Annotated in this window: 10 protein-coding genes; 6 read left to right on the top strand and 4 right to left on the bottom strand. The window is 65.7% G+C overall.

Translation table 11 applies throughout. The features are described from left to right. Positions 1-1,725: a DUF1800 domain-containing protein gene (locus F4036_11405; protein MYK38346.1), complete on the bottom strand. Its 1,725-nt coding sequence runs from the start codon at positions 1,723-1,725 to the stop codon at positions 1-3. A 39-nt stretch (positions 1,726-1,764) separates the two neighbouring features. Here F4036_11405 and F4036_11400 point away from each other — a divergent pair, with 39 nt between their 5' ends. Continuing rightward, a complete protein-coding gene (locus tag F4036_11400; protein ID MYK38345.1) occupies positions 1,765-2,799 on the top strand; it encodes a cupin domain-containing protein in 1,035 nt (344 codons plus the stop codon). A gap of 137 nt (positions 2,800-2,936) precedes the next feature. Here F4036_11400 and uvrA read toward each other — a convergent pair whose 3' ends face one another. Then, the gene (gene uvrA / locus F4036_11395; GenBank protein MYK38344.1) at positions 2,937-5,792 is read right to left on the bottom strand and encodes an excinuclease ABC subunit UvrA; all 2,856 of its coding nucleotides are present in this window, start codon (positions 5,790-5,792) and stop codon (positions 2,937-2,939) included. A 226-nt stretch (positions 5,793-6,018) separates the two neighbouring features. Here uvrA and F4036_11390 point away from each other — a divergent pair, with 226 nt between their 5' ends. The 5 genes from F4036_11390 (at position 6,019) to F4036_11370 (ending at position 10,236) form a co-directional block, all read left to right on the top strand. Beyond that, entirely contained in the window at positions 6,019-6,465 is a 447-nt protein-coding gene (locus tag F4036_11390; protein MYK38343.1) for a single-stranded DNA-binding protein, read from the top strand. A 150-nt stretch (positions 6,466-6,615) separates the two neighbouring features. Then, positions 6,616-7,956 (top strand): tRNA (N6-isopentenyl adenosine(37)-C2)-methylthiotransferase MiaB, encoded by a 1,341-nt coding sequence (gene miaB, locus F4036_11385; GenBank protein MYK38342.1) that lies wholly within the window; start codon positions 6,616-6,618, stop codon positions 7,954-7,956. Continuing rightward, complete coding sequence (locus F4036_11380) at positions 7,953-8,984, top strand: PhoH family protein (GenBank protein ID MYK38341.1); 1,032 nt, start codon at positions 7,953-7,955, stop codon at positions 8,982-8,984. Before miaB ends, F4036_11380 begins: the two co-directional genes overlap by 4 nt. Beyond that, positions 8,981-9,433 (top strand): rRNA maturation RNase YbeY, encoded by a 453-nt coding sequence (gene ybeY / locus F4036_11375; GenBank protein MYK38340.1) that lies wholly within the window; start codon positions 8,981-8,983, stop codon positions 9,431-9,433. Before F4036_11380 ends, ybeY begins: the two co-directional genes overlap by 4 nt. A 119-nt stretch (positions 9,434-9,552) precedes the next feature. Beyond that, positions 9,553-10,236, top strand: coding sequence for a CBS domain-containing protein (locus tag F4036_11370; GenBank protein ID MYK38339.1), 684 nt, complete (start codon positions 9,553-9,555; stop codon positions 10,234-10,236). A gap of 76 nt (positions 10,237-10,312) precedes the next feature. Here the strand turns inward: F4036_11370 and F4036_11365 are convergent, their stop codons facing one another. Next, positions 10,313-10,756 (bottom strand): c-type cytochrome, encoded by a 444-nt coding sequence (locus tag F4036_11365; protein MYK38338.1) that lies wholly within the window; start codon positions 10,754-10,756, stop codon positions 10,313-10,315. Continuing rightward, positions 10,753-12,240, bottom strand: a complete 1,488-nt coding sequence (locus F4036_11360; protein ID MYK38337.1) for an FAD-dependent oxidoreductase — start codon at positions 12,238-12,240, stop codon at positions 10,753-10,755. Before F4036_11360 ends, F4036_11365 begins: the two co-directional genes overlap by 4 nt. Between the last annotated feature and the right edge of the window lie 5 nt (positions 12,241-12,245).

Here is a 12,245-nt window from a genome sequence, read left to right as displayed (position 1 = left end):
CTAGTCCTCGACCGCGTAGGCCGGCGAGATCGAGAACAGGTGGATCGCAGTCCTGACCCGTTGCACCGGATCGCCTATCAACTCGACATTGCGCTTGATCGCCTGCCGCGTCGGTTCATCCAGGCGGCCGTAGGTCATGACCAGGTCCAGCCGGTCGATGAGGGCGTCCACGTCGTCGGCGATCTCCACGTAGTCCGAGATGTCGAGGTAGGTCTTACTGTACGTGTCCGCCTGGGAGAACAGGTCGCCGTCCACGAACGCGCCGACAAACAGCATGTTGGACATGCCGACAATCGTGTTTGCCGTGGTGATCTGCATTTCCGGAGCGACCAGATCGTTGCGGGCAAGTTCGCCGGCCGGCGAGTGGTCGGGCGAGAAGAAATTGAAGACGCTGGGCGCGTTGAACGGGTGCTGATTCGAGTAGTTATACAGGCGGTAGCCGTTATTGAAGAACAGGCCGTCGGCGGACTGCGCATTGAACTGGCGGGCCAGCGCCGTCATTCTTAGCACCGGCTCGCGCAATTTGCCGGCGTGCTCCGGGTTCGGCGGGTCCCAGGCTTCGTGGTCCAGCAGGATCGCCCTGATGACGGCCTTCATGTCGCCGCGAACGCCGGTGGTGTCGCCGTTGAAGGCCCGCGCGACCCGCCCGACGTATTCCGGCGAAGGATTGGACGTCACCAGCCGCTGGATCAGTTGCCGCCCGATGAACGGGCCCACATTGGGATGCTCGAACAGGCTGTCGATGGCCTGGCGCACCTCGTCCAGGCCGGAACCACCGTCCTGAACCATCCGTCCGTTCAGCAGCCTCTTGGATCCCGGTTCATGCTCGGATTCGAACATCCGCATCGGGATGCGGAAGTTGCCGTATTCCGGCCGGCGCTTGCCGAAATAGGCGTTGGGGCCGTCGTAGGACAGGCCCGTGAACACCTTTGCATACTCGCGTATGTCGTCGTTGCCGTAGGTCGGCATGAGCTGCCCCCGACCGTCCAGGCGAGCGCTTCCGTCCTCGTTCAGTTCGTAGAGTCCGATCGAGAAGAGCTGCATGACTTCACGCGCGAAGTTCTGGTCCGGAAACACGTTGTTTGCGGGGTCGCTTCTGCGATTGTTGACGTGGCTCAGATAGAAGCCCATTGCCGGACTCAGGGCAATGTCGTAGAGCAGGTCGCGGAAGTTGCCGGTCGTTCCCTTCAGCAACAGGTCGTTGTAGACCGTGATCGCGGGCGGGTTTGCGGCCAGGGTGCCGAGTGCGGAGATGACGAAGATTTCGCTGAGTGCGAATGCGACGCGCTGCTGCACCTGGTCCGGCGCGGTCATGGCCCGGTTCCACCAGGCTCCGCGCCAGAAACTGATGATCAGCGCGATATTCGGCCCTTCAGTGGTGATCTCGCCGCGCCGCAGTTTCCCCAGCAACAGGTCGGCAAACTCCTCATGCGAGGAATAGGGCAGGGTCAACTGTTCGTCCAGCCATGACTCCGCCCCCATCCCCGAGATTCTCAGGATTTCCTCGTAGGGCATGCCGAAGGTCGCCCGGCTCGCCAGCCGGGAGGCGTCTTGCAACCCGAAAACCGCGGGTGCAGACGGCGTGCCGGAGCCCGGCGGCGGACTGGCGGGCGACTGGAAGGCTGGTGGCTGCGGCGATTCCGAACCGCCGCCGCCGCCACAGGAGACCAGCAGGGTCGCGGTGGCACAAGCGACGACCAGCGATGCTGCGATCCGGATGGACATTGGCTAGTATATTAGCCGCGCTCAATTCGGGGAGGCGGAATGCCGAAAGCCAGTCAGGTCACACGGAAACAGATGCGGGCGCGGCTCGTCCGTTACGGCGAGCTGGTGCCCTGTCGCACCGCGTTTATCGACACCCGCACGCCGGGCAGCGAGTCGAAGGAGAACTTCACGATCATCGGCCCGGGCGTCGCCGAGAACCCGGACCAGCACGTGCACATACGCGAGCCGCACGGCTTCAATATCGGCGCGGCGCGCCAGCCGCCCGGATGCGTGAACTCCCAGCACAGCCACGAGACCGCCGAGGTCTTCTGGATCCACTCGGGCCGCTGGCGCTTCATGACCGGCGAACACGGCGAAGACGGTGAGGTCGTCCTCGAACGCGGCGACACTATCTCCATTCCGATTCACGTGTTCCGCGGATTCGAGAACGTCGGCAGCGGCGAGGGATTCATGTTTGCCGCGCTGGGCGGCGACGATCCGGGCCGCGTGACCTGGGCCCCGTACGTCTTCGACGACGCGCGCAGGTACGGCCTCGTTCTGCTGGAAAGCGGACGATTGATCGACACTGAAGCCGGCGAGGCCATCCCCGACGACGAACCGGTCATGCCGGCGACAACCGCAGCGCAGGTCGCCGAACTGACGCGCCTGGACAGCGCCGCCCTGGAGTCATGCGTGTCGCGCTATCGCGATACAAACGGGTCCGCCGATTCGGTCCTGGCCCAAAACGCGTCCCGCGGCCGCGTAACGGAGGAACCCATCATCGGTCAGGACAATAGGGAAGAGGGCGTGTCGCAAGCCCCACTCGCCTGGGAACACGGCTTCCACCTGCGCCGCCTCAATTTCGCTCCGGGCGCCTGCTTGCCGGCGCACTCGCGCGCGGAAGAGGAAGTGTGGACCGTCCACGAAGGCCACCTCCGCATCACCTGGGGCCGCGAGTCCCTGGACCTCGCCCCGGGCGACGTACTCACTATCCCCATCGACCTCGCACGCACGATCGAAAACCCGAACGCCGACCCCGCGGAAGCCTTCGTCGTCCGCGGCGGCAATTCCCCCGCCCCCCCGCAGTGGACCTGACCCGAGCGAATAGACGTTAAGCCCGTTTTTCACCCACCTCTGTGGAGAGCGTTGGAGCCAGGATGGCGGAACCGAGCCAGGGATGGCGCCTCTCAACAGAGGTGGGTGAATAACGGGCGAGGGCCGGCAACAGCCGGTCAGGCGGCGCTCTTCTGACGCAACCCGGCTGGCTGGCGGCGGAGCATTCCGGCGAGGTAGCGGCCGGTGTGAGACCGCTTGACGCGCGCCACGTCTTCAGGCGGCCCCGCCGCCAGTAAATCGCCGCCCGCTTCTCCGCCTTCCGGCCCCAGGTCGATGATCCAGTCGGCGGTCTTGATGACGTCCAGGTTGTGCTCGATCACGACGACCGTATTGCCGCCGTCGCGCAGCCTGTGCAGCACGGTCAGGAGTTGCGAGACGTCGTGGAAGTGCAGTCCGGTGGTGGGCTCGTCGAGCACGTAGAGCGTGCGCCCGGTCGAGCGCTTGGCCAGTTCGCGGGACAGCTTCACGCGCTGCGCTTCGCCGCCGGACAGCGTCGTGGCGCTCTGGCCCAGCCGGATGTAGCCCAGCCCCACGTCCAGCAGCGTAGCCAGCTTTTGCGCCACCTTGGGCACGTTGGCGAACACCTCGGCCGCCTGTTCCACACTGAGTTCCAGCACTTCATGGATATTCAGGCCGCGGTAGCGGATCTCCAGCGCCTCGCGCCCGTAGCGCCGCCCCTCGCACACGTCGCAAGGCACATAGACGTCCGGCAGGAAGTGCATTTCGACCTTGATCAGCCCGCCGCCCTGGCAGGCTTCGCAGCGTCCGCCCTTGACGTTGAAGCTGAAACGGCCGGGCTTGTAGCCGCGCGCCCGCGCCTCGGGCGTCAGCGCGAACATTTCGCGGATCGGCGTGAAAACGCCCGTGTAGGTTGCGGGGTTGGAGCGCGGCGTGCGCCCGATCGGGTCCTGGCTGATCTCGATGACACGGTCCAGGCGTTCGGTCCCTCGCATCGCCCGAAATTTGGCGCCCGGACAGGGTTTGCGTTCGATCGCCGCGGTGACGCCGGGCAGCAGCGTTTCGTTGACCAGCGAGGACTTGCCGGAACCGGACACGCCCGTGACGCATGTCATCAGGCCCAGCGGCAGCGTCACGTCCAGTTCCCTCAGGTTGTTCGCGCAGGCGCCCTCGATTCTCAGTTCGCGGTCCGCCTGGGGCGGTTGACGCAGGGCGGGAACGGGAATGCTGCGTACGCCGCTCAAATATTGCCCGGTCAGCGACGCCGTTTCCCGCTTGATCGCCTCGGGCGGGCCTTCCGCCACAACCTGGCCTCCGTGGTCGCCGGCCCCCGGCCCCAGGTCCACGACGTGATCGGCGCTGCAGATGGCCTCCTCATCGTGTTCGACCATCAGGACCGTGTTGCCCAGATCGCGCAGCCTCGCCAGCGTGGCCAGCAGGCGCTTGTTGTCGCGCTGGTGCAGGCCGATGCTGGGTTCGTCCAGCACGTACATGACGCCCACCAGCCCCGAGCCGATCTGACTCGCCAGCCGTATGCGCTGGGCTTCGCCTCCGGAAAGGGTCTCGGCGCGGCGGTCCAGGTTCAGGTAGCCGAGGCCCACGTCGGCCATGAACCGCAGTCGTTCCGACAGTTCCCGTACGATGCGCTCGGCGATTTCCTGCCGCCAGCCCTTCAGGCGCAGGGTGGTGAAGAACTTGAGCGCCGCCTCGACGCTCATCGCGCTCACCTCGGCGATCGAGCGCTCGGATACGAGCACGTTGCGGGCCGCCTCGTTCAAGCGCGCGCCGCCGCAGTCCGGGCAGGGCGTGGAGCCCAGGTAGCGGGACAGTTCCTCGCGCACCCGCGCCGATTCGGTTTCGCGGTAGCGCCGCTCCATGTTGGGAAGGACGCCCTCGAACGGCCGCGTGCGGGTGAACCGGCGGCCGGTCTGGAAGCGGAAGGTGAACTTGATGCGCGTTCGCCCGCTGCCGTAGAGCACGATCTGGCGGATCTTCGCGGGAAGCGATTCGAAAGGCATCTCCGGGTCAAACCCGTAGTGCCGCGCCAGGCTTTCCAGGATGGAGTAGTACCAGGAGTTGCGACGGTCCCAGTTGCGCACGGCGCCGCCGGCAAGGCTGAGTTGGGGACGGACGACCCTTTCCGGATCGAAGAACCGCTTGGAGCCCAGGCCGGCGCAGGACTCGCATGCGCCGGCGGGATTGTTGAACGAAAAGAGCCTGGGCTCCATTTCAGGAATGGCGAAGTCGCACATCGGACAGGCGAAGCGGCTGGAGAACAGGACGTCCGCCCGCGCGCCATCGTCGATGAAGCCGACCAGGGCGACCCCGCCGGTCAGGGTCAGGGCGGTCTCGAAGGACTCGGCCAGCCGCTGGCGCAATTCCTCGCGCACCCGCAGCCGGTCCACGACCACCTCGATCGTGTGGTTGCGCCTGAGATCGAGCTCCGGCGGATCGTCCATCTCGCACACGGCTCCGTCGACGCGGGCGCGAACGAAGCCGCGCGCCACGAGATCGGCAAACAGCTTGCGGTGTTCGCCCTTGCGGTTGCGCACCACCGGCGCCATCAGGTTGATGGCCGTGCCCTCCGGGAGCCGCAGCACTTCATCGACCATTTCGCTGATGGTTTGCGCGGCCAGTTCGCGCTTGTGCACCGGACAGCGCGGCACGCCGGCGCGCGCGAACAACAGGCGCATGTAGTCGTAGATCTCCGTGACCGTCGCCACGGTCGAGCGCGGGTTGTGGGAGGCCGAGCGCTGTTCGATCGCTATAGCCGGCGAAAGTCCCTCGATGTGGTCCACGTCGGGCTTGCTCATGACGCTCAGGAACTGCCGGGCGTAGGCCGACAGGGATTCCACGTAGCGCCGCTGGCCCTCGGCGTAAATCGTGTCGAATGCGAGCGAGGACTTGCCGGATCCGGACAGCCCGGTAATCACGATCAGTCGATCGCGCGGCAGCGACAGGTCGATCCCCTTGAGGTTGTGCGTGCGCGCCGAACGGATGCGGATGTCACTCATGGCAGCCCACCAATATAACCCTGTCCGGCCGCGCGGCGAAACCCGCGGGTTGAATGGCAAAACTTGAGGCAAAGGCGACGCGTTTGACGCATTCGCGTCCGCGGCGGCATTTTTCTTCAAATGCGCGGTAAATTTCGGGCGCGTTCGCCGTTGGGTATCCGGCGAGTAATGGCACAATAGTTCAATTCCGCGCAGAGAAGTGCGGAACCATTTGGGAGAGTGAGAAATGCGCGGCGTAAACAAGGTAATACTGGTCGGCAACCTGGGGCACGATGTGGAAGTCCGCCAGATGACGAACGGAAACCCGGTGGCGAACATCCGGATCGCCACGAACGAGCGATGGACCCGGCGGGACACCGGCCAGGTCCAGGAGCATACGGAGTGGCACAACGTGGTGCTTTTCGGCCGCCGCGCCGAACTGGCGCAACAGTACCTGCAGAAGGGTTCGCGGATCTACGTGGAGGGGCGTTTGCGCACGCGCTCCTGGCAGGACCGCGAGGGACAGGAACGGCGCAGCACCGAAGTGGTGGCCGATGACATGCAGTTCCTCGACCGGCGCGGCGGCGACGGCGACTACGACCAGCGGCGCTCCCCGCAGCCGTCCGGCAACGCCCAGCGAAGCAGTATGGGAAGCACGGACGCCGGCGTGATGGACGACGAGGTCCCCTTCTGAAGGCCCACCTGCTTTTGGGATTGGGCACAACATGAGCCCTTTCATTGCTCCCTTCTTCCGGGAGTTTGTGAGCCAGGGATGGCGGAACAAAGCCCCATGGAGGGGTTCATGCGTCTCCCGGAAGAAGGGAGCAATGAAAGGGCGTGATCAATGAGCGGCAAACTCTTCATACGCACCTTCGGGTGCCAGATGAACGAGTACGACTCCGCGCGGATGGCGGACGTGCTGCGCGAGAGCCGCGGCTACACGCTCACGGATAAACCCGAGGAAGCCGACCTCGTGCTGATCAACACCTGCTCGGTCCGCGAGAAGCCCCAGGAAAAACTGTTCTCCGAGCTTGGCCGCTACAAGGCCCTCAAACGCAAGCGGCCCGAAATGAAGATCGGCGTGGGCGGCTGCGTCGCAAGCCAGGAAGGCGAGGCCATAGGCAAGCGCGCGCCCTACGTGGACATCATCTTCGGCCCGCAAACGCTGCACCGGCTTCCCGGCCTGCTTCGGCAGTCGGCCGCCGCTTCCGGGCCGGTCGTGGATATCGCTTTCCCTGCCGAGGAAAAATTCGAAGAGTTGCCGGCGCCGAAGACCGCGTCGCCCGTGGCCCATTTGTCGATCATGGAGGGCTGCAGCAAGTACTGCTCGTTTTGCGTGGTGCCGTACACGCGCGGCGAGGAGATCTCCAGGCCGGTGGCCGACGTACTGGCCGAGGCGATCCAGCTGGAGCGCCAGGGCGTGCGCGAAATCAACCTGCTGGGCCAGAACGTCAACGGCTATCGCGGAGTCGCGCCGTCGGGCGGACTCGAGGACCTCGCCGGGCTGATCCGTTACGTGTCGAAACTGAAGGGCATCGGCAGGATCCGCTTCACGACCTCCCACCCCATGGAATTCGACGGCAGGCTGATCGACGCCTACGCCCGCTTCGACAAGCTGCCTTCCTACCTGCACCTGCCGGTGCAGAGCGGCTCGGACAGCGTGCTGGCCCGCATGAAGCGCGGCTATACGGCGGACGAGTATCGGAACAAGATCGCCCGCCTGCGGCGCGCCCGGCCCGGCATCAGCGTGGCTTCCGATTTCATCGTGGGCTTCCCCGGCGAGACCGATGCGGAATTCGCGGAAACGCTGGCGCTGGTCGAGGACGTCGGGTTCGACCAGTCCTTCAGCTTCATGTACAGCCCACGCCCGGGCACGCCCGCCGAACGCATGGAAGAACAGGTGCCGCACGACGTCAAGCTCGGGCGGCTTCAGCGGCTGCAGGCATTGATCACCGGCCGGGCGCGCCGGATTTCCGCGCAAATGGTCAACACTTCACAGCGGATTCTCGTCGAGCGTCCGGCCCGCCGCGGCGAAGGACTGCTGGCGGGTCGCACAGGCAACAATCGCTGGGTAAACTTTGACGGACCGCCCTCGCTGATCGGGCGATTTGTTGACGTTGCGATTACCGAAGCATTGCCGAATTCACTGCGCGGCCGGCTGCTGCCGGAATCCCTTGCGGCCTGAGGCTTACACGCGCCCTGAATAGCCAGGCCCACACCAGGGAGGTCGTCCTCCGACCCGCGGACAATGGCGCGCTGGCGAACCTGTGCGGGGAATTCGACAGGCACCTGCGCCAGATCGAACAGGGCCTGGACGTGCGGATATCAAGCCGGGGCAACCGGTTCCGCGTGCGCGGCTCGAAGGAAGCCATCAGCGCCGGCGCCCTGGCGCTGACCGAGCTGTATCGCATGGCCGCGGAGGAATCGCTGGACGCGGCCCGCATCCAGGCTTGCCTGGCGGAATGCGCCGAAGGCGCCGGCCGCGATCCGGCGGCCAACGGCAGCGGCGCGGAAGGAGATTCGTCCGGCGGCCGGGACGGCGGCGAAGACGCGCAGCCGGTGGTGGTCACGCCCCGGATCCGCGTGCGTCCCCGCGGCGCCAATCAGCGCCGCTACGTGAAGGAGATTCGTTCGCGCGATCTGACTTTCGGTATCGGGCCCGCCGGGACCGGCAAGACCTGGCTGGCGGTGGCTTGCGCACTCGAAGCGCATAGCGCCGGACACGTGCAGCGCATCGTTCTGGTGCGACCGGCCGTGGAGGCCGGCGAGCGGCTGGGCTTCCTGCCCGGCGACCTGGCCAGCAAGGTCGATCCCTACCTGCGGCCGGTTTACGACGCGCTCTACGCGATGCTGGGGCCGGAACGGGTGGCCCGCTGGCTGGAACGCGGCGTGATCGAAGTGGCGCCGCTGGCCTATATGCGCGGCCGATCGCTCAACAGCAGCTTCGTCATACTGGATGAAGGCCAGAACACCACGCCCGAGCAAATGAAGATGTTCCTGACCCGGTTCGGCGCCGACTCGCGCGCGGTTGTCACCGGAGACATCACGCAGGTGGATCTTCCCTCCGATCGCGAGAGCGGCATGCGCCACGCGCTCAGGATACTCAAGTCCGTCCCCGGTATCGCGACCGTCTATTTCACGTCGCGCGACGTGGTCCGTCACGCCCTGGTGAAGAAGATACTCGAGGCCTACGGCGCCACGGAAAAGTCGTGATTCAGGTTGCGATCCAGGACGCCTCGGACCTTGTTCCGGAAGCGGAGTTGTCCGGCGCGGGGATACGGGAGCTGGTGCGGAGCAGCCTGACGCGCTTCACGCGCGAGGGCGCGGTGACCGTTCGGCTGGTCGAGGAAGCCGAGAGCCGCGAACTGAACCGGAGGTGGCGCGGCGTCGACCGGCCCACCAACGTGCTGGCCTTTCCGTCGGACCGCGAACTGGGAGAAATCGGCGACATCGTGATCTGCATGCCGCTTGTGCGCTCGGAATCCGGCGGTCGCGGCTCCACGCCGGCCGCGCACCTGGCCCACCTCGTTGTGCACGGATCGCTGCACCTGGCGGGGCTTGACCACCACGATCCGAAGCAGGCCCGTGCGATGGAGTCGCTCGAATCGGAACTGCTGACGCAGGCCGGATGGCCGGATCCGTGGGCGGAGGAGCGCGAGTGAGCGGCGCCCGGGAATTCCTGGGGCGGCTTGCGGGACGCGGGCGGCTCACCCGCGACGGCTTGCTGGAACTGCTGGCCGATCTGGCAGGCGTGAAAGAGATCACGCCGGGCGAGAAGGCGATGATTGAAGGCGTGCTGGAGGTCTCCCGGCGCGAAGTCCACGAAGTGATGGTGCAGCGCTCCAGTATGGTGGTCCTGCGCCTGGACGACAGCCGCGAGAAGCTCCTGTCCACGATCATCAGTTCCGGCCACTCGCGTTTCCCGGTCATCGGTGAGAACCGCGACGAGGTCGTCGGAAGTCTGCTGGCCAAGGACGTGCTGCGGGCCCTCACGGATTCGCCGGACGACAAGCTGGAGATCAGGCCATTGCTAAGGCCCGTCACGCTGATTCCCGAAACCAAGCGTCTCGACGCCCTGCTCGACGAATTTCTCCGCGGCCGCAATCATCTCGCCGTGGTCGTGGACGAGTACGGTGGCACCGCCGGGCTGTTGACGATTGAAGACGTCCTGGAGCAGATCGTGGGCGAAATCGGCGACGAGCATGATCCCGAGCAGGCGCCGGAACTGGTGCGGCAGGACGACGGCAGGATCCTGGTCAGCGCCAAGATGCGCATCGAGGACTTCGACGAGGAAATTGGTTCAGAGCTGGATACCGGCGAATTCGACACGGTGGGCGGGCTGGTCATTCATCGCCTGGGCCGATTGCCCAGGCGTGGCGACTCCGTGGAAGCCGGAGGATGGCGGTTCGAGGTCGTTTCGGCCGACCGGCGGCGAGTAAAACGGCTCCGCGTCAGCAGCACCTAGCCTGGGAGCGAGAGCATGTCCCTCGCGCCGTCCCGCCCTCGGGAGGCGGGGACGGCCTCCTTCCCGGATTCTCTTTCTAGAGCGTGTTCAGGTAGGCGATCAGGGCCCGGCGGAGTTCTTCTCCGGGAAGACCCACAAAGCTCATGCTCGTGCCGGGAACCATTTCCGCCGGCCGCTGCAGCCACAGGTCCAGGTTTTCCTCGCTCCAGACAAAATCCTGAGACCGCAATGCGTCGGAATAGACGGTACCCTCCGCGCTTGCCACCGGCCGATTGACGATGCCGGCAAGGTGCGGCCCGATCTTGTCGCCCGGATCGGCCTCCGTCGCGTGGCAGGCCTGGCAGAGAATGTAAAGCCGTTTCCCCTGCGCCAGCATTCGGGGGTCGGGAGTTGCGTCGGCCGCGGCGTCCTGTCCCGGCGGGGCATCCTGGTCGGCAAGCGACAGGGTGGCGGTTCCGCTGAGCAGGACCGCGCACAGCGCGCCTGCCGCGATAAGCCTCGTATTTCCCGGAATCTTCATGCGCGCTGAAGGATTTCGAATGCGGCCCGCTCGCCGCTTTCCAGCGCCGCCTCCATCCCGAAGTCCATTCGCCGGGTGTGTTCTCCCGCGAAGTGCAGGCGGTGGTGCGGCACGATCATTTCTATGGCGAACCTGGAAATCTGGCCCGGACCGAACAGGTGGCGGCACCCCTGAATCAGGGGGTTCTTGCGCCAGCCGTACAGGTCCACGAAGCGCATCTTGCCCTTCGTCGAAGGACGGATCCGGGCGATTTCCGATTCGATCAGGGCGAGGGCCTGGTCGTCGGGCATCTGGTCGATCCGCGCCGCGGACGGGCCGGTGAAAATCACCGAACACCGGTGCGTGTCCTCTCCGGGCAGCTTGTCCAGCACCACCACCGTCTGAATGGTTTCGTCGGTGAAGAACGACGGTTCCAGCCCGTCGTCTTCCCAGTACGGTTCCTCTATGACCCCCCAGGCGCGCGTTGTGCCGCGGTAGCCCAGCGTCAGCACCGCCTCGGCCTGGCGACCCGAAAATCCCGGCGAAATCGAAATATTGCGCAAGGTCGTGAACGGCATGGCGGAAACCACGAAATCGGCCCGGTAGCGGCTGCCGTCCAGGCAGCGGATTTCAGCGTCCGACCCGGACATGTCGATTCCCGCGACCACCTTGCCCAGCCGGACCCGGTCGCCCAGCGCGGCGGCCATCGCTTCCGGCAGTCTCGACGTGCCGCCCGCGATCGTCCGCACCGGGAAGGTTTCCTCTCCTTCCTCGCGCGTGGCCGCCAGCCCGAACGGCGTGTCCGCGGCCTGGGTCTGCGTCCTGCCGAAATTCGCGTCGAACAGGGTCCGCGTTCGCTCCTGCATCATGCCGAGGCTGGAGGTCATGCGCAGGTCCATGGGGACTGCCGCCAGCCGCAGGGCCGCCTCCGAGACGCCGTTGTTCAGGAACAGTTCGCGCATCGAGATGTCGTAGGCGGCGAATTCCGGAGATAGCCAGTCGTCGAGGTTTTGCAGTGGATTCAACCTCGACAACAGGCCCATGCCCACCATGAGCGGCGGCAGTTCGCGCTCGTAGTCGGCCATTCTGTTGACCGGCGAATCGGCCCACTCCCCGGACTTCACCCAGGTTCCCTCCACGTAATTGGACATGGGCAGCAGGCTGCGGATGTCCGGGAGAAGCTCGACGTCCAGCCGGGAGCACAGGTCGATGGCCCGCGCATACGAACGGCCCACCTCGCTGGCCCCGTATTCCGGGCGCGTCTCCACGCCGTCGGCCGTATGGGCCCGTCCGCCGATGCGGTCCGACCCTTCCAGCAGGATCACGTCGATGCCGAAATCCGAAAGCAGCAGCGCGCAGTTGAGTCCCGACAGGCCGCCTCCGATCACGACGGCCGTGGTCTTTTCGGCGGCGAATCCTGCCGCGGGCTTCAGGAACGGGTAGGAAAGAGAAAGGGCCGACAGAGAGAGCGCTCCCTTGAGGACCTGTCTTCTTCTCACACTCATTTCCG

Source organism: Gammaproteobacteria bacterium (assembly GCA_009845905.1).
GTDB lineage: Bacteria > Pseudomonadota > Gammaproteobacteria > Steroidobacterales > Foliamicaceae > Foliamicus.
This window is presented reverse-complemented; position numbering and strand designations above follow the sequence as displayed.